Origin of the sequence: Denitrobacterium detoxificans (assembly GCF_015062615.1) — a bacterium.
GTDB lineage: Bacteria > Actinomycetota > Coriobacteriia > Coriobacteriales > Eggerthellaceae > Denitrobacterium > Denitrobacterium detoxificans_A.
In genome coordinates this window covers 665,715-685,935 of the sequence record NZ_SUUH01000001.1, presented here as the reverse complement: position 1 = coordinate 685,935, position 20,221 = coordinate 665,715, and the positions used below count along the sequence as shown (strand labels likewise).

Sequence of the window (20,221 nt, the reverse complement as noted above, 5' to 3'; positions counted from 1 at the left end):
GCAGAATGGAGTGCAAAACGTGAAACATACCTTTGATGTGACGGGGATGTCGTGCGCCGCATGCTCGTCGCGCGTCGACAAGGCCACGCGCAAGGTTCCGGGCGTTGCCGATTGCGCCGTGAACCTCTTGAAGAACAGCATGGAAGTCGAATATGACGCCGATGTGGCCCCCGAACAGGTGTCGGCTATCGACAATGCCATAGCCGAGCAGATTTCCAAGGCGGGGTACGGGGCTATCTTGCGTGAGGAGGCTGCGCCTGCGCCAGGCCGAAAGAGCGCCGCGCGCGTTGCCCACGAGCGCCAGGAGAAACTTGCCGCCGAGCAGGAACTGCGCATGCGTGTGCGACTCATCGTGTCCGCGATTTTCTGCGTCCCACTGTTTTACCTGGCTATGGGCCATATGTTTGGTTGGCCGTTTCCCGCTGCGTTCTTGGGTGACGAGCATATGATGGTTGTCGCGCTTACCGAGCTTTTGCTTGTTGTGCCCATTGTGTTCGTGGGTCGTCCGTTTTTCAGCGGCGGCTTTCGAAGCCTGTTTCACCTTTCGCCCAACATGGATGCGCTCATTGCCATTGGGGCCACCGCCTCGCTGGGGTACAGCATCGTGAAGATGTATGGCATGGCGCTTGCAATGGGTGTTGGCGATATGGAAGCTGCTCACCAGGCGTTTTCAGGGCTCTACTTCGATTCCGCTGGCATGATTCTTACGCTTATCACGGTGGGAAAGTACTTCGAGGCCCGTGCGAAGGGTCGCACGACGGATGCCATTTCGAAGCTTATCGACCTTGCCCCCAAGACGGCACGCGTCTTGCGGAATGGTTCTGAAGTTGAGCTTCCCGTCGAGCAGGTGGCCGTGGGCGATGTGCTCGTGGTGCGCGCGGGTGAGGCCGTGCCGCTCGATGGCGTGATTCTGGAGGGCTCTGCTTCCATCGATGAGTCGGCGATTACCGGCGAAAGCGTGCCCGTGGACAAGGTTCTGGGCGATATGGTGACGGGCGCCACCATGAGCAAGTCGGGCTACTTCACCATGCGCGTCACGAAGACGGGTGACGAGACGGTGTTGGCGGGGATTATTGCCCTGGTCGACGAGGCCACGAGTTCGAAAGCCCCCATTCAGAAGACGGCAGACAAGATCGCCGGCGTGTTCGTTCCGGTGGTTATTGCCATTGCCCTTATCGTGTTTGTAGCATGGATGGCTCTGGGTGCGGGGGTTTCCATGGCGCTCAATTACGCCATCAGCGTGCTCGTCATTTCCTGCCCCTGCGCCCTGGGCCTCGCTACGCCTACCGCCATCATGGTGGGTACGGGGCGTGGTGCGCGCAGTGGCATTCTGGTGAAATCCGCCGAGGCTCTTGAAGCGGCGGGCAGCGCCCATACCGTGGTGTTCGACAAGACGGGTACTATTACGGCGGGCACGCCCTCGGTTGTGAGCGTTCGCCCCGTGGGCGTGGGCGAGCGTGAGCTCATGACCCTGGCTGCTGCCCTCGAAGCCAAGAGCGAGCATCCGTTTGCGCAGGCCATCATGGCGTATGCTGACGAGCATGGCCTTTCGGAGTCGTATGCCGTGGAGTTCGAGCAGATTCCCGGCGGGGGTGTGGCGGCTCTCGTTGATGGCAAGTCTGTCTGCGCGGGCAATGCCAGCCTTATGTCCGAGCGAGGCATTGCCGTCGAATCGGCTGCCGATGTGGCTCGGCAGTATGCCGACGAAGGAGCGACTCCCTTGTTCGTTGCCTGCGACGGCGTGCTGGCTGGCGTTATCGCGGTGGCCGATCGCATCAAGCCCACGAGTGCGCATGCCATTTCCGAATTGGGCGCGATGGGCGTGCAGACGGTCATGCTCACCGGGGACAACGAACGCACTGCAGCCGCCATTCAGCGCCAGGCGGGCGTGGATCGCGTCATTGCCGGCGTTTTGCCGGCCGACAAGGAGCGCGAAGTCGCGCGTCTTTCCGAAGCGGGCCACGTGATCATGGTGGGTGACGGCGTGAACGACGCCCCGGCCCTTGCCCGTGCCGACGTGGGCATCGCCATCGGCAATGGCACCGACATCGCCATCGACAGCGCCGATGTGGTGCTCATGCGCAGCGACCTTATCGATGTGGTCTCGGCCGTGCAGCTTTCGCGCCGCACGCTGCGCACCATTCGCCAGAACCTGTTCTGGGCGCTCATCTACAACGTCATCTGCATCCCCATTGCGGCGGGCCTGTTCGCCTGGGCGGGCTTGGTCATCAATCCCATGATCGGCGCGGCGGCCATGGGCTGCTCTTCCATCTTCGTGGTGGGCAATGCCCTGCGCATGCGTGCGTGGCGCCCGCGTTTCGCCGTGCCCGTTCCCACGCAACCCGCCGATGGGGAAGGTGAATTGGAGCCATCCGGCCAGAATGACGAGCCGGTGAAGGAACAATCTCGTTCGAAGGAGATACACATGGAAAAGAAGTTCAACGTCGAGGGCATGATGTGCCAGCACTGCGTCGCCCACGTGAAGAAGGCCCTAGAGGGCGTTGAGGGCGTTACGTCGGCCGATGTCGACCTGGACGCGAAGACCGCCGTTGCGCACCTGTCTGCCGACGTTGCCGACGACGTGCTCGTGGCCGCCATCGTGGACGCTGGCTACGAAGCTGTCGTAGCCTAGGCACAACCTCGTTTCCCCTTCGCGCGGTGCCGAGAGGTGCCGCGCGAATACTGTGAAGACGGTTGCGTTCTCCTGGGGATATCCCTACCATACGTAAATAGTTAGATAATCTAAGGAATTAGATTCCGAAGGAAAGGAAGATGTTCATGGCTACCATCGACGTCATCAAAGAAGTGCTCTCCGACAACCTCGACATCGATCCCGAGACGGTTACCCCGGAGTCCACTCTGGAATCCCTGGGCATCGATTCCCTCGACATGGTAGAGATGACCTGCGACATCGAAGAGAAGCTCGACATCGAGTTTGGCGAGCCCGAAGGCCTGGATACCATCGGCGCCATGGTGGAATACATCGACTCTCTGAAATAAGGCGCGCGTATGAATACTCGCGTAACTGAGCTTTTGGACATTCGCGTGCCCATTATTCAGGGCGCCATGGCTCGCATCGCCGATGCGAGCCTGGCGTCTGCCGTGAGCGAAGCGGGCGGTCTGGGCATTATTGCCTGCGGCGGTGCGCCCCTTTCCTGGGTTGAGGAACAGGTTGCGGCTGCTCGCGCCAAGACCAGCGCCCCCATTGGCGCCAACGTTATGCTCATGGACCCGCAGGCTGCTGATTTGGCGAAGCTCCTGGTCGATCTGAAGATTGACGTTATCACCACGGGCGCCGGTAGCCCGGCTAACTACATGGAAATGTGGAAAGAAGCCGGCATCAAGGTGGTCCCCGTTGTGGCTAGCGCTGCGCTTGCCCGCCGCATGGAGCGCCTGGGTGCCGATGCCGTTGTGGCGGAAGGCACCGAATCGGGTGGACATGTGGGCGAGCTTACCACCATGGCCCTTATTCCCTCGGTTTGCGAAGCGGTGGACATTCCCGTTATTGGTGCTGGCGGCATTGCCGATGGCCGCGGTCTGGCGGCGGCGTTTGCCCTGGGTGCCGAAGGCGTGCAGTGCGGTACGCGTTTCCTCACGGTCGAAGAATGCACCGTTTCCGATGCGTACAAGGAAAAGATCCTGGGCGCCAAGGACGCCGACACCGTTGTTACCGGTCGTGGCTCGGGCCATCCCGTGCGCTGCCTGAAGAACAAGTTCGCGCGTACGGCGCGTAAGCTCGAAGTCGACCCCTCGAAGGGTGCCGAACTCGAAGCCATGTACGTGGGTAGTCTGCGTCGCGCCGTCGAGGGCGATGTGGACAACGGCACCATCATGGCTGGCCAGATTGCCGCTATCGTGCACAAGCGCGAGACTGCGGCTTCCGTACTTGCGGAAATGATGTCCCAGGCCGAAGAGCTGTGCGGTCTTACGCTCGAAGAGCGCGCCACGAAAAGCGCCCAGCGCGCTTTGAACCGGAAGTGATTTCATGGAACTGAACCAGACGCAGTCATGCGTGTTCATGTGCTCGGGGCAGGGCTCTCAGAAACCTGGCATGGGCGCCGACCTCATCGACGTGCCCGAAGTTGCTCAGGTGTTCGATTGCGCCAGTGACATACTCGGCGTAGACGTGCGCAACCTGTGTACGCAGGCCTCGGCGGAAGAGCTCAACGAGACGCGTAACGCGCAGGCCGCCATTGCCACGCTGTCCATTGGCATCGCCATGGCGCTCATCGCCCGTGGCGTGCAGCCGCAGGCAGTGCTGGGCTTTTCCCTGGGCCAGATTAGCGCGCTTGCCATTTCCGGCATGCTTTCGGTGGAAGATACGTTCCGCTTGCTGGCGGTTCGTTCCGAGGTTATGGCGAAGGCAGCGCAGCAAAACGAGGGCGTTATGAGCGCGTTCATGAAGGGCACTCCCGAAGAGGTCGAGGAGGTGTGCGCCAGCTGTGCGCAGGGACAGGTGTTGGTTCCCGCCAATTACAACAGCGCAGCCCAAATTGTTGTCTCCGGCGAAGTTGCCGCCGTCGAGCGTGCGGAAGCCGCCTGGAAGGAGCGTGGCTACAAGGCCCGCCGTCTTGCCACGTCGGGAGCGTTCCACAGTCCGCTTATGCAGCAGGCTGCCAGCGAATTCTCCGCGTACCTGGAAACGGTTCAGTTCTCCGATCCTCGTGTGCCGCTCATCTGCAACACCGACGCTCAGCCCTTGAAGGCGGCCGAAGCACCGGCGCATCTTACCGCGCACCTTACTCATCCGGTGCGCTTCATGCAAAGCGTGCAGGAGCTTGCCGCGGCGGGCGCAACCAGCTTCGTGGAAGTAGGCTTCGGTGGAGTGCTGAATAACCTGGTGAAGCGCATAGATCCCAACTTGGATCATGTGTGCGTGCAAGATAGGGCCAGCATGGAAGCCCTCATCCAGAACCAAGCTTAGATACAAGCGGGCGTCGGGCCGAACCGGCGCCCGAATTTCTGGGAGTACTCAGAGCGCCCGCGGTAGCCCTGGGCTATTTGCGTGGGCGTAGATATGAAGGAGTAGGAATGCAAGAACAGGAAACCCCCATTACCCGTTCGGCTATCGTAACGGGTTCGGGTCGCGGCATCGGTCGTGCCATCGCCCTGGAATTCGCCTCCAGGGGATACAACGTATGCGTGAACTGCTCGAGCGAATCGTCTCTGGAGAGCGCGAATGACGTGGCTTCCGAGATCGAGCGCGATTTTGGCGTACGTGCCATCGTGGCCGTTGCCAACGTTGCCAGCATGGAGCAGACCAAGGCCATGGTCGACACGGTGCTTTCCGAGTTCGGTCGCGTGGACGTGCTGGTGAACAATGCCGGCATTACGCGTGATGGCCTGATCATGCGCATGAAGGAAGAGGATTTCGACAGCGTTATCGCCGTGAATCTGAAGGGTGCGTTCAACTGCTGCAAGGCGGTTTCCCGTGCCATGACCAAGCAGCGCTACGGTCGCATCATCAGCCTTTCCAGCGTGGTGGGCGTATACGGCAATGCGGGGCAGGCCAATTATGCCGCTTCCAAGGCGGGCATCATCGGCCTTACCAAGTCCCTGGCAAAGGAGCTTGCCGGTCGCGGCGTCACGGTGAATGCCGTGGCTCCTGGCTTCGTGGAAACGCCCATGACCGATGCCCTCACTGAAAAGCAGCGCACGGCTATTATCGACCGCATCGGCTGCGGTCGCCTGGGCCAGCCCGAGGACGTGGCGCATCTGGTCGCATTCCTTGCTGAAGAAGAATCGAGCTATATCACCGGCCAGGTGGTATGCGTGGACGGAGGTCTTTCCGAATGAGCGAACTGAACACCGCAACCCGTCGACCCGACGGTTCTCATCGCGTTGCCATTACGGGTATGGGTGCCGTTTCTCCTGCGGGCGTTGGCATCGAAGCCCTGTGGGATGCGCTCATGGAGCGTTCTTGCTGCATCGCCCCCATCCAGCGCTTCGATACCGAGGAATACCCCGTTCATAACGCAGGCGAAGTGCGCGATTTCGACGGCACTGAGCATGGCCTTACCAAGAAGGAGGCCCGTCGCTTCGAGCGCTTCGTGCAGTATGCCATCGTGGCGAGCGATGAGGCTCTTGCCATGAGCGGCATGAAGATGGAAGAAGAAGATGCCTCGCGCGTTGCCGTCATCTTCGGTTCGGGCATCGGCGGCATCGACGAGCTGCAGAAGGGCTTCCACGACCTGGAGAACAAGGGGCCCAAGCGCGTGAGCCCTCTGTTCGTACCCACCATGATTAGCAATATTGCCGCAGGTAACCTGGCCATTCGCTACGGCATGAAGGGCGAGTGCCTTGATATCGTCACGGCGTGCGCCACGGGTGCCCATTCCATCGGCACGGCCGTGCGTGACATTCGCCATGGCTATATAGACGCGGCTCTGGCCGGTGGCGCCGAAGAGGCCATCAACCCCATCTGCATTGCGGGCTTCAGCAACCTGGGCGCGCTTTCCAAGGAAGAGGACCCCACGCAGGCATCGCTGCCGTTCGACGTGCGACGCGGTGGCTTCGTGGCGGGCGAAGGCGCTGGTGCCGTGGTACTCGAGTCGTTTGAACATGCCATTGCGCGTGGCGCCACCATTCTGGCGGAGGTCACCGGCTATGGTTCCACGGGCGACGCCTACCACATGACCGCGCCCGACCCCAGCGCCGAAGGCATCATGCGCGCCATGAGTATGGCCCTGCAGGAGGGCGGCTTCACGCCTGCCGACCTGGGTCATCTGAATGCCCACGGCACGGGTACGGCGGCCAATGACAGCACCGAATCGAAGGCGCTGCTGGCTTTGTGCGGCGAAGAGGAGGGCAAGAAAGTGCCCGTCACCAGCGTAAAGGGATGCATTGGCCATACGTTGGGCGCTGCGGGCGCCATTGAGGCCATCGTTTGCGCGCTCTCCGTCATGCGCGATGCGGTTCCGCCCACGTCTGGCTTTGAACAGCCCGACCCCGAATGCCCCGTTAACGTGGTTTCCCAGCCCATGCGGGGCTATGAGCAGAAGGTTGCCCTCACCACCTCTTTGGGCTTTGGCGGGCACAATGCGGCTCTGGCCATTTCGCCGTATAGGGCATAATGCGCATAGCGCAAAAGGAGTGTACAAGATGGATATCACCTTTCCCGCAGATGCGTCTGTAGTCAAGAGCGTACTGCCTCATCGCGAACCGTTCGTGTGGGTTAGCCGCGTGCTCGAGTGCACGCCGTGCGAGCATGTGGTCGCCGAGTTGGATGTCGACCCCGAACTCGAGCTGTTCAAGGGGCATTTTCCCACGCATCCCGTGCTGCCGGGCGTCATTCTTATGGAAGCCCTGGCGCAGGCTGCGTCGTTCTGCGTGCTGGCTGGTCGTGGCATCGAGGGCACCGTGGGCTTTCTCACGGGCATCGACAAGGCCAAGTTCCGCCGTCAGGTACTGCCGGGCGAAACGGTGCGCCTGGAGGGGACGATCGTGAAGGCCGGCTCACGCATGGTGGTGGCCGAGGTCGTTGCCACCGTCGATGGGGAAGTGTGCGCCCAGGCCACGCAGAAGTACGTGCTTGCCACTGCTCAGCAGGCGTAACGTACGGAGGGGGTTTACATGGAGAACTACTATACCTATGGGCGATCAACGGCCGCTTCCAATGCCGATGCGGCTGATGCGTGCAAGGTGCTCTATCGCCTGGACCGCATTACGGAAGAGGCGCCTGCGACGATTCCCGTCGCCCTGGTCATGACGCATGGCAAGGATGCGCGTACGGTGCTGCAGGACGTGGCTTCCGCTGGCATGCAGCCCTGCGCCGTGTACACGGAAGACCATAAGGCGGCTTCGTACCTTCGCTTCGCCGAAAAGCGCGTATGCCTGGGCGAGAAGTACTCCGACGAGCTCTTCTCGAACGCCTATGCCGTCTTGGGTGCCGCGCTTGAAGCCGAAGCCCAGGTCATCCTGCTGTGCGAGGAGGCCTTGCCTCTCGCCACGGTCGATGCCTTCCTGGCGCGCGCGAAGCGTCACGGCATCAGCGTCTACGCCACCGATGACGTGACGGCCAACTTGCTGGGCTGGAAGCTCTGCGAGACCGAGCGCGATTTCGTGGAAGACGAGCATTGGTGCACCTGCCGTAACTGCAAGCTCACGTTCGCGGAATCTTCGCTGGCAAAGAGCTATTACACGTGCCCCTCGTGCGGAACGTACTACCGCCTTTCTTCCACGCAGCGCATCAATGACCTGCTTGACATGGACAGCTTCGAGGAGTGGAATGCCACCTGCACGGAAACCGACCCGCTTGATTTCCCCGGCTATCAGGAGAAGCTGGAAAAGCAGCGCGAGAAGACGGGCCTCGACGAGGCCGTGCGTACCGGCAGCGGCCGCATTGCCGGCCTTCCGTGTGCCATTGGCGTCATGGAGGCGGGCTTCTTCATGGGCTCCATGGGCTCGGTCGTGGGCGACAAGGTGTCGAAGCTGTTCGACCGTGCCACCGAAGAGGGGCTTCCCGTTATCGTGTTCTGCGCTAGCGGCGGTGCCCGCATGCAGGAGGGCCTGGTGTCGCTGATGCAGATGGCCAAGGTCAGCTGCGCGGTGGAACGCCATTCGCGCGCTGGGCTGCTCTACATCTCCATCATCACCGATCCCACCACGGGTGGCGTGACGGCTTCGTTCGCAACGCAGGGTGACGTCATTCTTGCCGAGCCTCATGCCCTCATCGGCTTCGCTGGCAAGCGCGTTATCCAGGACACCATTCGCCAGGAGCTTCCGAAGGGCTTCCAGACGGCCGAATTCGCGCTGGAGCATGGCCTCATCGACGCCATCGTTCCGCGTGAGGAGCTGCGTCGCACGTTGGCCCAGTTGCTGGCCATGCATCGTGCCACCACCAGCTCGGTGGAGCCGGGTACGCCCACGGCTATCCTTACGTATGGCAGCGTGAAGGATGCGCTGGAGACGGGCCGCAATTCGTACAACCATGTTACCTATGGTCGCGTTCCCGTAACCGAGATCGAGGAGCCCGAGCCTGGGTTCTTCGACGCGTTGCGCAAGAAGCTGGGCATTCCCGAATTGCAGGAGGCGCTGGGCGCGCGCGATGCCGTGGCGTTTTCCGATGGCGTGCCCTTGTACAAGGAACCCCGTCCCGTTGCCGACGCCACGTTGTCGAGCGAGGAGCCGAATGCGGCCTGGAAGAGCGTTCAGCTTGCCAGGAACACGCATCGTCCCACCGCCATTTACTACATTCGCAACATGATCGATGGCTTCATCGAGTTGCATGGCGACCGTGCCTTTGGCGACGACGGCGCTATCGTGGGCGGCATTGGCTGGTTGGGCGGCCAGGTCGTGACGGTAATCGCCGAGGAAAAGGGCGAGAACCTGAAGGAGCGCATCGCGCGCAACTTCGGTTGCCCGCAGCCCGAGGGCTATCGAAAGAGCTTGCGCCTCATGCGCCAAGCCGAGAAATTCGGACGTCCCATTATCTGCCTGGTCGACACCCAGGGCGCGTTTTGCGGCGCGGAAGCCGAGGAGCGTGGCCAGGGCAATGCCATCGCCGAGAACCTGCAGGCCATGGCTGGTTTGCGCGTCCCCGTGGTGAGCGTGTTGCTGGGCGAGGGAGGTTCCGGCGGCGCGTTGGCGCTGGCGGTTTCGAATCGCGTGGCCATGCAGGAGCATGCGGTGTATTCGGTATTATCGCCCGAAGGTTTCGCATCCATTCTGTGGAAGGATCGCTCGCGTGCCGCGGAAGCCGCTGCGGTTATGCGCATGAACGCAAACCAGGTTCATGATATGGGCATCATCGATGCGGTGCTTACCGAAGGCGATGCCCCAGCGCACGAGAATCCCGAGCAAGCTGCACGTGAGCTGCGGCATTACCTGAAGCGCAGCCTGAACGACCTCGCCGATCTTACCCCCGACGAGCTCGTAGCGCAGCGACAGGAGCGTTTCGCGAAATTCTAGAATCCTTGGCGTCATGTTCGTAGTAGCATGGCGCCAATACTTTTTACGACCGAAAGGACCTCCCATGCCCATGCATGTCGTTTGCCTCGACCTTGAAGGCGTTCTCGTACCCGAAATCTGGCAGGAGTTCGCCAAGGCGCGAGAAATCCCCGCGCTCATGAAGACCACGCGTGACGAGCCCGATTACGATAAGCTCATGGCTTATCGCATCGACATCCTGCGCGAGGCGGGCTTGGGCCTGGCCGATATTCAGGAGACCATCAGCGGCATGGATCCGCTTCCCGGGGCTGCCGAATTCCTGGACGAGCTGCGTTCCATCGCGCAGGTCATCATCGTGAGCGATACGTTCGACCAGTTCGCGCAGCCGCTTATGCGCAAACTTGGCTGGCCTACCATCTTCTGCAACACGCTGCAGGTAGACGAAGCAGGCATGCTATGCGGCCATGTTATGCGCGTGCAGGATTCCAAGCGCACCACGGTGCGTGCGCTGCAGAGCTGTGGCTTCGAAACGCTTGCCAGCGGTGATAGCTATAACGACCTGGGTATGATCGAGGCGAGCAAGGCGGGTTGGCTGTTCTGCGCCCCCGAAAGCATCAAGGCCGAGCACCCCGAGATTCCCGCGCTGGAAACGTATGACGAGCTTCTGGCCGCCATTCGCGAGCAGCTGGCGTAGGCGTAGCTAGCGTAAGTTGTTTCGCTTGTCCTTGTAGAGCCGTTCGTCGGCAGTCTGGCATAGCTCGTCGACGGTGGTGGGGCGTCCGCCGAGCGACATGGCGATTCCCACAGACGCGCTTACGTACAGGCCCGACTCCCAGTCGATGCAAATGAGCCGAATACGATCGATGATGCGCTGCGCCAATTCGTGCGCAGCGTTTTCATTGGGCAGGCCACGTGCGGCGATGATGAACTCGTCTCCGCCCAGGCGCGCCGCGAAGTTGCTGCCGTCGTTGAGCGTCTGGTTCACGAAGTCCCATGATTCTGCCTTCATGCCAATTTCCTCGCGGAAGGCGGCGCCGACGGCAGCGAGCGTTGCGTCTCCGCGTTTGTGCCCGAAACTGTCGTTGACGTTTTTGAAGTCATCCAGGTCGAAGGCAAGGAAAGCCACGCGTTCGCTCTGGGCGCCACGAAGGATGCTGCTCGCGAGCTCGTAGAATGCGGGTCGGTTGAGCAGCCCCGTAAGCGAGTCGAATGTAGATTGCACTTTGAGCTCTCTGCGACTCTCCTCGAGCATGCGTGCCGTTATGAATCGCTCCATTTTCTCGCGCTGGAACATGAAGTGCAGAATGAGCGCGCCCGCTAGGAAGATGATGACGTTTACGGCGTCTCCTGCGGCAAATATGGGTTCCTTGGTAACGAACGAAGAAATGACCAGGATGCCGCCGAATAGCGCAAGTCGAAAACTCATGATGGCCATGGTTTCCATGAACACGATGGCTACGATAACCATGATGACCAAGAAGCTGGTCGCCACCATGGCGGGGTCGACCGCGCTGGCCGCTACGCCGAAGGCGAGCAGGTTTGCCATGATGCCATGGGAGAGCGTTCTGATGATCCGGTCGCCGTCGTCACCCATTGTATCGAGGTCGAATTTTCTGATGCGCAACGACGCAACTTCGCAGACGACCGACAGCGCGGCGAAGAATGCGTATATGGGGAAGAACGCGGTGGGGAAGACACCAATGCCCGAGAAGAGGGTCAATGCAACCATGATGGCGAGAAACCACGTGTTCAGGTGATATCCCGCATTGAAGTTGTTGATGGAGACGTCACGGAGTGTCTCGCGGAAGATTCGCCGAGAATAGCCATAGTGGTTGAATTCGTCGAACGTCATCCGCAGGGCCCCCTAATGCTGCTTGTGGCGTGCCATTTCTTTACACTATACTCCCTTTTCCGCGTGCCCACCGATCTTGCCATCCTTTTGCCATATTGCATTTGAATGTTTGGGCCCTTGCCGCTCGGCTAAATGTAATAAATTGACCAGCGACGAATGGGGCAAAGACTGGTACATTTTTAACCAACTAGATATGCGCATGCGGTGGATTGCGGCATGAAATAGGGGCTCGTGCCCAGTTCGTGTGTGCCTTCGCTGGGAATAGGGAGACCCGGCGGCCATCGAGGAGGGAGTCTACATGGCTTTTATGAAGCGTTCGTATGGCGGTGTACAGCCTTATATCCCCTGCGGTTTGCTGCGCATCAGGCTCCCGTTCATTCATTTCAAGATTTCACCTCCCGAAATCGTCACGGGTCTCATGAACGCGTGCACCAGCTATGGCGCGCTTGCCGTTCTCATCACCACGTTGGGCCTCGACCCGGAAGTCGCTTGGGCGCTCGTGGTGTTCGAGACCATGATGTATACGCTGAATTGGCTGCTGGGCGAACCGTCTATCTGCGGCTGGATTACGCCCGCTATGGCTATCGTCATCGTGTACCTCGAAGGGTTCGATCCGGGCATCGTGCGATTGCAAGCGCTTACTGCCGTTCAATTGGAATTGGCCGCGATGTTCATATTCTTGGGCCTCACGGGGCTTTCGAAGAAGCTAAACACCCTGGTTCCGCCAGGGGTCAAGGCGGGCATCGTGTTGGGCGCTGGCGTCAATGCCGTGTATGCGCGCCTTCAGCAGGGTGGCGCCGTAGATACCGTTACCGTGGGTTGCATGGCTGGTCTCATCGTCGTGTTCTTCCTGATGTTCAGCCAGCGCATCCGTAGCCGCATGGAAAAGAACCGCGTGCTGCAGGTGCTGGGCAACTACAGCTTCCTGTGGGCCGTTTTGGTCATGTTCATTGCGGGCGGTATCTCCGGCGAGTTCAATTACAGCTTCAGCGGGCAAATCTTCAAGGTGCCCGACTTCGGCGCCCTGTTCATGACGGTTTCCCCATTCTTCATTGGCTGGGCGGCTCCCACCATTTGGATTTCCAGCCTGCCCATCGCGCTCATCGCGTGGGTCATTGCCTATGGCGACTTCATTACCGTGCAGCAGCTTGGCATGCAGGCACAGCGCGAAGACGAGTACATCGAGTTCGACACCAACCGCACCAACGTCATCTGCGGCATTCGTAACCTGGTGCTGGCGCTGTTCGCCCCGTACCCCGCGCTTGCCGGCCCGCTTTCCGCTCCGTATTGCGTTGCCACGTACCAGCGCTACAAGGTTTCGGGTCGCCAGGGTATGGACAGTATCTACGACGGCTCGGGCACGAACCTCATCTTCACCGTCATCGGCCTGTTCATCTACCCGCTGTACGAAGCGGCGGCTGCGGCGGCGGGCGCCATGCTCGTGGTGGTGCTGTGCATCCAGGGCTTCGTATGCACGCAAATCTGCTTCGATTTGGCCAACGACAAGCTCGACCAGGGCGTGGCGGGCATGATGGCCGGCTTCATCCTGGCCCGCGGTGGCGGCGTCGGCTTGGTGGCTGGCATCGCGTTGTACCTCCTGCTTGCGAACAATTCCAAGATTCGCGAGGACTATCGCGGCAACAAGGAAAAGCAACGCTTGGAGGACGAGGAAACGGCACGTCAGATTGCTGCGCTCGAAGAGCGAAGGCGGCGATTCCAAGCGGGCGAGCAGCAAGAGGAACCAAGCGCTCGCGAGTAGGCGTATCGTGAAACGCATCGCATGATCAATCCTCCCAGTGGGTCGCGCTCCGCGCGTTCCTGCTGGGAGGATTTTCATGTGCTGGGTTCGTGCCGTGCATTTCGCTGTTCTCAGCGTGAATTGCATGTTTCGCGCGTGTACCGTATCGCACGGTTGTGATAATCTCGCAACCGTTTATGCACATTTCTGCAAGGATGGAAGGAAAGGGACTGCAGTGGCGGAAGATAAGACGATTATTCCCACGATGGGAACGAAGGATAGCAAGGATGCGGTATACGATGCCCGCACTCTTGGTGCTCCCAAGATGACCGTGTTCGGCTTGCAGCACATGTTCGCCATGTTCGGCGCGACCATTCTGGTCCCCACGCTCACGGGCCTTTCCGTTTCCGCAACGCTGCTGTTCGCTGGCTTGGGCACACTGCTGTTCCACCTGCTCACGCGTGGTAAGGTGCCCGCGTTTCTGGGTTCCTCGTTCGCGTTCATTGCCGGTTATGCGGCCATTGCCCCCGCAGGGGAACCCGAGCTGCTGCCGTACGCCTGCCTGGGCGTTGCGTGCGCCGGCCTACTCTACCTGGTGCTCTCCGCCTTGTTCAAGGTGTTTGGCGCCGCGCGCGTCATGCGCTTCTTCCCGCCGGTGGTAACGGGCCCCATCGTAATCTCCATTGGCCTTACGCTTGCGTCTTCGGCCATCGCCAACTGCTCCACGAACTGGCTCGTTGCCGTGGTGGCCATCGTCGTGGTCATCGCCTGCAACATCTGGGGCCGCGGCATGATCCGCATCATTCCCATCCTGCTGGCCGTTATCGTGTCCTACATCTTCGCCGCCATCTTGGGCGAGGTCGACTTTACTCCCGTTGCCGATGCTGCGTGGTTCGGCCTGCCCGTGCTGTATGACAACACGGTGTTCTCCCTGTTCACCAATGGCATGGATACCGGTCTTGCCATCACCGCCGTCATCACGATTATGCCCCTGGCCTTCGCAACGATGATCGAGCACATCGGCGATATCTCGGCCATTAGCTCTACCTGCAATCGCAACTACATTGCCAACCCCGGCCTGCATCGCACGCTGCTGGGTGATGGCCTGGCCACCATTCTGGCGTCGCTGTTCGGCGCTCCGGCCAACACCACGTATGGCGAGAACACGGGCGTTCTGGCACTCACGAAGGTGTTCGACCCGCGCGTCGTTCGCCTGGCTGCCCTGTTCGCAATCATTTTCTCGTTCTGCCCGAAGTTCGCTGCGGTCATCGAGGTCATGCCCGCGTGCGTCATCGGCGGCATTTCGCTCATTCTGTACGGCATGATTTCTGCCGTTGGCATCCGCAACCTGGTGGAAGCTCACGTTGACTTCACGCTGAGCCGCAACGTCATCGTGACCGCTCTCATCATCGTGCTTTCCGTGGGCATTGCCTACAGCGCGGCGGGCGCCATCGTCATTCCCGCGGGCTCTATTACCCTTTCGCTTTCCGGCCTGGCCATTGGCTCGCTCGTGGGTATTGTGGTGAACATGGTCCTGCCCGGCAAGGAAACCGTGTACGGTATCGACGGTACGAAGGTGCAGGGGCATGTGGAAAATGCTGCCGTTGCCGATGACCTGCCGCTTGAGGGCCCCACGGTCGAGGAGGTCAAGAACGTCGCGAAGCATATGACGCGCTAGCCTCGTTCTGCGTCTTTCGCTTTCTTCACCCCGCTCTCGTCAGCATGGCAGGGCGGGGTGTTTGTGTATCTTGCGCACGTTCACCGTCATTGCTTACGGCCTCGGTTATATTCTCTACAGGGGGGAATGAGGTTAGTGCATACGCGTAGAGGCGCGTAATGGTAGAGAGACGAGGGTCGCGGTGGCGGCAGAAGAACAGGCTCATTCGAATAAGCCGTACGTATTCGAACATTTCAGGCTCGGCTATGTCGGTTTTGCCATTCCCTGGGCTTGGGTTTTCGAACTGGCTCATCGCCGTACGTCTGCTTCCTCTTCGTACGATAACGCGGCCGTTCTCTTCCTTATGCTCGCCGCGGGCATGCTCTTCTTCGTTGCGCTGCGCAAATTTTCGAAGAGCGGCGGCGTCGAAAAGCTCCTTCACTGGCCCATGGCCATTCTGGCGGCCATTTCCATCGTGCTTATCAGCTTGCCCCATTTGGGCGTAACCGTTATTCCCGATGTCGTGGGGTTTGCCGTAGCTGGCGTCGCCGGTGCGTTTATGTACCTGTCTTGGGTGCCGTTCTACTCGAGCGTCGACTTGCGCTCTGCTGTGGCCTGCGCGTTTGCCTCCATGGTCGTTTCTTCGGTGCTGAAGTTCGCACTCGATGTCATGCCGCTGCTTCTTGGCAATGTGTGCCTTATCGCGTTGCCGTTGTGTTTGCCCTACCTTCTGAATCAGGCTTCTGCCAATATGCCGCCGAAGGATACGCCGCTCATCTACTTCGGTTCCGCGCGTCAGTCGTTCCCGTATTTGGTGCTGCTTGGCGTGGCCGTGTGCGCGTTCGTCATTGGCGTGGCACCCGCCGTTTCGCCCAATGCGGTAACCGAGCCGATCGCGCTGTATTCCTTTGCGCAGCAATCCATTAGCGTTCTTGCGGCCTTGGCTGTCCTGTGGTGGGTGTTCGCCTATCGCGGCAAGCTGCATTTCACCAATACGTGGCGCGCTATCGTCATCATCGTATCCACGGCGCTGCTGTTCCTGCCCAACATCGATTCCGAGCTTGCGGGATGGGCGCTCGTGCTCGTGGGCGTGGCGCAGGCCATTCTGGTGGCGGTGCTCTGGTGTATGCTTGCCGATGTGGCGCATCACAGCTCTGCAAATCGCTTTACCGTCTTCGGTTTCGCATGGGTTTGCTATGCGCTTCCCCTTGCTTTGGGGCGCCTGGCTGGCGGGCTACTTGCGAACCTCGATAACGTGGTGTTCGTCATCGCGCTGCTGTCTTACGCCCTTACCGTTACGGGCATCCTGTCGCTTAACGAGCGCAACTTTATTGAAAGCCAGATCTTCCGCGATCTCGATATGCCGGAAACGGGTCATTCCATGTACGCCAGCATCGACGAGGGCTGCGAGCATCTTGGCGCCCGCTACAAGCTTACGGGTAGGGAAGTGGAAGTGCTCAAGCTGCTGTGCAAGGGCCGTTCGAAGAGCTATATCGCTGAAACGCTTGTCATTTCCGAGAACACGGTGCGTAGCCATGCGCGTCATATCTATCGCAAGCTTGATGTCCACAGCAAGCAGGACGTCATGGACATGATTTCCGAGAAGAAAAACTAGCTGGCGCGTTCGACATTGCAGAAATGAAAACAGCCTCCGTAGGGAGGCTGTTTGCGTGTGAATGGTGCCCGAGGCGGGATTCGAACCCGCATGTCTTGTGGACAGCGGTTTTTGAGACCGCCGCGTCTGCCATTCCGCCACTCGGGCGCAGAATGCGATTATACCTGAAAGCCCCTGGCCCGCAAGTGGGGAAGCGGCTTCCATCATTGATTCACGGGGTTACGCAACGGCGACCGTGGTGCCGTGCGCATCTACGTGCGATTTTGCAAGGCGATTCAAGCGCTCGCGTATATTTTGGGAAGAATGGCACAATTACAGTCGCATATTTAAGAATCCCTTAAGCTATATGTAGATAGCGGTAGCATTTCGATGAATTAGGGGTATCCCGTTCATTTGCGCGGCATCATAGATAATCGATGTTGCTACAATGCGAATGAATGGATTTAGGTAGGGGCGATGTCAGGCAAAAAAGAAACTATGGGCAAGCACGCGGCAGTACCTCAGAGCTCGCAAGACGCTTCCCAGACACAGCAGATTCCTCCGGTTCAGCAAGCGCAACCGGGTGCATTCAATTCCGCGTTCCAGGCGGCAGGCGTTTCCGATTCGAAAGAGGGCAAGGGCTTCAACAAGCGCCTTGCGCTGAAGGTCGGAATCATCATTGCTGCCGTGTTGTTGGTGGTCTACATCGCTGGCGCCTTCTTTTTCTCGGGGCATTTCTTCCCGAATACCACGCTTGGCTCTCAGGATATCTCCCTGAAGTCCACGTCGGATGTTGCCGAGGTTGCCACCGACATCGGAAGCGATTACTCCGTTACCGTTACGGGCGATGGCCTTTCGTTCACGGTGTCTTCTTCGCAGGCTGGCCTCGAGGTCGATGGTCAGCGGGTTGCCGAGCAGTCTATTGCCGATAACAACATCTGGTTGTGGCCCATCGAGGTCTTCCGCACGCACGACGAAAGCGCCAACCTGTCTTCCGAGTACAGCGAGAGCGGTTTGGGCGATGTCGTTCGCCAGCAGGTGGAAACGTTCAACGCCACCGCTACCGACCCGGTGAACGCTTCGGTGCAGTATTCTTCGGCTTCGGGTCAGTTCGAGGTGACCGCCGAGAAGGCAGGCACGAAGCTCGACGTCGACGCCGTGATCCTGAAGGTAAACGACGCCGTGCTCGATATGTCGTCTTCGGCCACGCTGGGCACGAGCGAGCTCGTTCAACCCACCGTTTTTTCCAGCGACCCTGCTCTTACGGCAGCCGCCGAAACGGCGAATGGCTACCTTACGGCCGATATCGAGCTCGTTTTGGGCACCACGGCCATTCATGCCGCCGACATTGGCGCGAATGAGATTTCCCAATGGGTCGTCATTGGCGACGACCTTGCCGTAAGCTTCGACGAAGAGGCCATGAACGCCTGGGTCGAAGAGCTTGCCGCTAGCTTGAACACCGTGGGCACCGAGCGTACCTACACGCGTCCCGACGGTCAGACGTTTACCGTTTCGGGTGGCACGTACGGCTGGACGATCGATGACGATGCCATGGTTGCCGACGTCGAGGATGCCATTCGCAATGGCCTAGTGGGGCAGCTTACCGTTGCCACCACGCTCGAGGGCTACACCTACAATGGCTCGGGCGTGCAGGACTGGGGTGCATACGCCGATGTCGATATCTCCGAGCAGCATGTTCGCTTCTACAATGAAGCAGGCGAGCTCGTATGGGAAGCCGATTGCGTTACCGGCAAGCCCGATGGCAGCCACGACACTCCCACGGGCGTATGGCGCGTGCTGAACAAGAAGACGAATTACACGCTTACGGGCGATATCTCAGTGGCTACGGGTCAGCCGGAGTACGAAACCAAGGTGTCGTATTGGATGCCCTTCACGTATTCGGGCTGTGGCTTCCATGACGCCACGTGGCAATCTGCCTTTGGCGGTACGCGCTACAAGGATGGTTATGGCTCCCATGGCTGTGTGAACCTGTCGCTTTCCGATGCGGCGTCCCTGTACGACATCATCGCCGTCGGCAATGCCGTAGTGGTTCACGAGTAGCGTAAGCGGTATACAAGAGGGTATGATGAGGGCCGCGTCTGCGGCCCTCGTTTTCGTTCTGGAGGGGTTATGCTCGATGTGCGCATGCTGAAAACGTATTTTGGCTACGTGGTTCCATCCACGCTTGCCTTCGTGCTCACGGGCGTGTACAGCATCGTCGACGGCTTTTTCGTTGGCCAGATGGCAGGGGACGTGGCCCTTGCAGGCATCAATGTCGCCTGGCCCATCGTTGCGCTCGTGATGGCCCTGGGTACGGGCATTGGCATGGGTGGCGCGGTGGTGTCATCCATTCGCGCGGGCGAGGGGGATGAAGTGGCATCCCGTCGTGCCATCGGCTGCGCGATCACCCTTCTCGTTGCGGTAACGCCCGTTGTGATGGCAGTGTTGCTCTTGGGAGGGCAGCCTCTGCTGTGGGTTATTGGTGGCCGCGAAGAGGTTCTGGTGCAGGCGCAAGCCTATCTTTCCGTTATTGCCTGGGGTTCGGTATTCCAGATGGTCGAGGGTGGCTGCGTTCCTCTTGTGCGCAACATGGGGCACGTGAAGTTCGCCATGGTGGCGCAGATGGTGGGCGGCCTCGTGAACGTGCTGGGTGACTGGCTGCTCGTGATGGTCCTGGGCTGGGGTATCGTGGGGGCTGCTGTTGCCACGGTTTCGGCGCAGGCGATCGCCTCCGTCTTCTTCATTGTCTTCTTCCTGCGTGGCGGGCGCTTGTCTCGTGCCGACTTGGGTGTCGACCGCAGCATCGTGGGGCGCATGTTCAAGATCGGATTCGCTCCGGCAGCGCTTACGCTTCTGCCCGAGGTGACGACCGTTGTCATGAACATCGCCACCGTTACGTATGGCGGCGTTACCGCCCAGGCGTCGTTCGCCATCATGTCGTATACCGTGGTTGCGGTGCAGTGGGTCATCCAGGGCGTGCACGATGGATCGCAGCCCATCATCAGCTTGTGCTATGGGTCGGGCGATGCGCGTAGCGTTCGTCGCCTGCGCCATATCAATTACGTGCTTGCCATCTTGGTTGCGGTGCTTGGCTGGGTGGGGTTGTATATGTCGCGTTGGCAGATTGCCGCGCTCTTTGGCGCATCGCCTGAAGGTGCTGCCGTATTCGCTCATGGGGTTACGCTCTTCGCGCTATGCCTGCCGTTTTACGCAATCGCCCATGTGGTCGTCTCGTTCTTCTATGCCGTGGAGCATGCGCGCGGGTCGTTTGCTCTCATCGTGGGCGAAGTGGTCCTCATGGTTGCGTTTCCCATCGTGCTGCCGCTGCTCTGGGGGCTCGATGGGGCATGGATGTCGGCGTTGTTCTGCTACGCAATCCTGGCCGTCATGGCGCTGGGTCTTATGCATGCGGGTCGTGACGCCTTGCGCGAACGTCTGCTCAGGCAAAAGCGTTTACATGATGAAAAAGAAAACGAGGTCGTGTGAATCGTC

The 20,221-nt window shown here is 59.9% G+C and carries 15 protein-coding genes and 1 tRNA gene; 14 read left to right on the top strand and 2 right to left on the bottom strand.

The window, feature by feature from the left end:
• Positions 1–19: 19 nt before the first annotated feature.
• From E7002_RS02875 to thrH, 9 genes are all read left to right on the top strand, one after another.
• Positions 20–2,632 (top strand): heavy metal translocating P-type ATPase, encoded by a 2,613-nt coding sequence (locus E7002_RS02875; protein ID WP_303727402.1) that lies wholly within the window; start codon positions 20–22, stop codon positions 2,630–2,632.
• A 146-nt stretch (positions 2,633–2,778) separates the two neighbouring features.
• Complete coding sequence (locus E7002_RS02870) at positions 2,779–3,000, top strand: acyl carrier protein (RefSeq protein ID WP_066664791.1); 222 nt, start codon at positions 2,779–2,781, stop codon at positions 2,998–3,000.
• A 9-nt stretch (positions 3,001–3,009) separates the two neighbouring features.
• A complete protein-coding gene (locus E7002_RS02865) occupies positions 3,010–3,981 on the top strand; it encodes a nitronate monooxygenase (RefSeq protein ID WP_303727401.1) in 972 nt (323 codons plus the stop codon).
• A 4-nt stretch (positions 3,982–3,985) separates the two neighbouring features.
• Positions 3,986–4,924 carry an ACP S-malonyltransferase gene (locus tag E7002_RS02860; RefSeq protein ID WP_303727400.1) on the top strand — a complete coding sequence of 313 codons (939 nt, stop codon included), beginning with the start codon at positions 3,986–3,988 and terminating at the stop codon, positions 4,922–4,924.
• Between the two features lie 107 nt (positions 4,925–5,031).
• Positions 5,032–5,796: a 3-oxoacyl-[acyl-carrier-protein] reductase gene (gene fabG / locus E7002_RS02855; RefSeq protein WP_066660773.1), complete on the top strand. Its 765-nt coding sequence runs from the start codon at positions 5,032–5,034 to the stop codon at positions 5,794–5,796.
• Positions 5,793–7,073: a beta-ketoacyl-ACP synthase II gene (gene fabF / locus E7002_RS02850; protein WP_303727399.1), complete on the top strand. Its 1,281-nt coding sequence runs from the start codon at positions 5,793–5,795 to the stop codon at positions 7,071–7,073. Before fabG ends, fabF begins: the two co-directional genes overlap by 4 nt.
• 28 nt (positions 7,074–7,101) lie before the next feature.
• Positions 7,102–7,554 (top strand): 3-hydroxyacyl-ACP dehydratase FabZ, encoded by a 453-nt coding sequence (gene fabZ, locus E7002_RS02845; protein ID WP_066660779.1) that lies wholly within the window; start codon positions 7,102–7,104, stop codon positions 7,552–7,554.
• Between the two features lie 18 nt (positions 7,555–7,572).
• On the top strand, positions 7,573–9,909 hold the full coding sequence (locus E7002_RS02840) for an acetyl-CoA carboxylase carboxyltransferase subunit alpha (protein ID WP_303727398.1): 2,337 nt from the start codon (positions 7,573–7,575) through the stop codon (positions 9,907–9,909).
• Positions 9,910–9,979: 70 nt separating this feature from the next.
• A complete protein-coding gene (gene thrH / locus E7002_RS02835; protein ID WP_066664797.1) occupies positions 9,980–10,582 on the top strand; it encodes a bifunctional phosphoserine phosphatase/homoserine phosphotransferase ThrH in 603 nt (200 codons plus the stop codon).
• 6 nt (positions 10,583–10,588) lie between these two features.
• On the opposite strand, the gene E7002_RS02830 is transcribed toward thrH, so the two are convergent.
• Positions 10,589–11,740 (bottom strand): GGDEF domain-containing protein, encoded by a 1,152-nt coding sequence (locus E7002_RS02830; protein WP_303727397.1) that lies wholly within the window; start codon positions 11,738–11,740, stop codon positions 10,589–10,591.
• Between the two features lie 298 nt (positions 11,741–12,038).
• Here E7002_RS02830 and E7002_RS02825 point away from each other — a divergent pair, with 298 nt between their 5' ends.
• The 3 genes from E7002_RS02825 (at position 12,039) to E7002_RS02815 (ending at position 16,750) form a co-directional block, all read left to right on the top strand.
• A complete protein-coding gene (locus tag E7002_RS02825; protein WP_303727396.1) occupies positions 12,039–13,499 on the top strand; it encodes a solute carrier family 23 protein in 1,461 nt (486 codons plus the stop codon).
• 214 nt (positions 13,500–13,713) lie between these two features.
• Positions 13,714–15,156 carry a uracil-xanthine permease family protein gene (locus E7002_RS02820; protein ID WP_303727395.1) on the top strand — a complete coding sequence of 481 codons (1,443 nt, stop codon included), beginning with the start codon at positions 13,714–13,716 and terminating at the stop codon, positions 15,154–15,156.
• Positions 15,157–15,337: 181 nt separating this feature from the next.
• Positions 15,338–16,750: a helix-turn-helix transcriptional regulator gene (locus E7002_RS02815; RefSeq protein ID WP_303727394.1), complete on the top strand. Its 1,413-nt coding sequence runs from the start codon at positions 15,338–15,340 to the stop codon at positions 16,748–16,750.
• Between the two features lie 62 nt (positions 16,751–16,812).
• On the opposite strand, the gene E7002_RS02810 is transcribed toward E7002_RS02815, so the two are convergent.
• Positions 16,813–16,897 (bottom strand) — tRNA-Leu (locus E7002_RS02810).
• Positions 16,898–17,227: 330 nt separating this feature from the next.
• On the opposite strand from E7002_RS02810, the gene E7002_RS02805 reads away from it, so the two are divergent.
• Both E7002_RS02805 and E7002_RS02800 read left to right on the top strand, forming a co-directional pair.
• The gene (locus E7002_RS02805; RefSeq protein WP_303727393.1) at positions 17,228–18,790 is read left to right on the top strand and encodes a L,D-transpeptidase family protein; all 1,563 of its coding nucleotides are present in this window, start codon (positions 17,228–17,230) and stop codon (positions 18,788–18,790) included.
• Between the two features lie 69 nt (positions 18,791–18,859).
• Positions 18,860–20,215: an MATE family efflux transporter gene (locus E7002_RS02800; RefSeq protein ID WP_303727392.1), complete on the top strand. Its 1,356-nt coding sequence runs from the start codon at positions 18,860–18,862 to the stop codon at positions 20,213–20,215.
• Positions 20,216–20,221: the final 6 nt, after the last annotated feature.

Bases quoted from the DNA above. Each gene is read 5' to 3' on its own strand.
- E7002_RS02805 (WP_303727393.1), top strand. From the start codon at position 17,228: ATGGGCAAGCACGCGGCAGTACCTCAGAGCTCGCAAGACGCTTCCCAG.
- E7002_RS02870 (WP_066664791.1), top strand. From the start codon at position 2,779: ATGGCTACCATCGACGTCATCAAAGAAGTGCTCTCCGACAACCTCGAC.
- fabZ (WP_066660779.1), top strand. From the start codon at position 7,102: ATGGATATCACCTTTCCCGCAGATGCGTCTGTAGTCAAGAGCGTACTG.
- fabG (WP_066660773.1), top strand. From the start codon at position 5,032: ATGCAAGAACAGGAAACCCCCATTACCCGTTCGGCTATCGTAACGGGT.
- E7002_RS02840 (WP_303727398.1), top strand. From the start codon at position 7,573: ATGGAGAACTACTATACCTATGGGCGATCAACGGCCGCTTCCAATGCC.
- E7002_RS02865 (WP_303727401.1), top strand. From the start codon at position 3,010: ATGAATACTCGCGTAACTGAGCTTTTGGACATTCGCGTGCCCATTATT.
- E7002_RS02800 (WP_303727392.1), top strand. From the start codon at position 18,860: ATGCTCGATGTGCGCATGCTGAAAACGTATTTTGGCTACGTGGTTCCA.
- E7002_RS02825 (WP_303727396.1), top strand. From the start codon at position 12,039: ATGGCTTTTATGAAGCGTTCGTATGGCGGTGTACAGCCTTATATCCCC.
- E7002_RS02860 (WP_303727400.1), top strand. From the start codon at position 3,986: ATGGAACTGAACCAGACGCAGTCATGCGTGTTCATGTGCTCGGGGCAG.
- fabF (WP_303727399.1), top strand. From the start codon at position 5,793: ATGAGCGAACTGAACACCGCAACCCGTCGACCCGACGGTTCTCATCGC.
- E7002_RS02830 (WP_303727397.1), bottom strand. From the start codon at position 11,740: ATGACGTTCGACGAATTCAACCACTATGGCTATTCTCGGCGAATCTTC.
- thrH (WP_066664797.1), top strand. From the start codon at position 9,980: ATGCATGTCGTTTGCCTCGACCTTGAAGGCGTTCTCGTACCCGAAATC.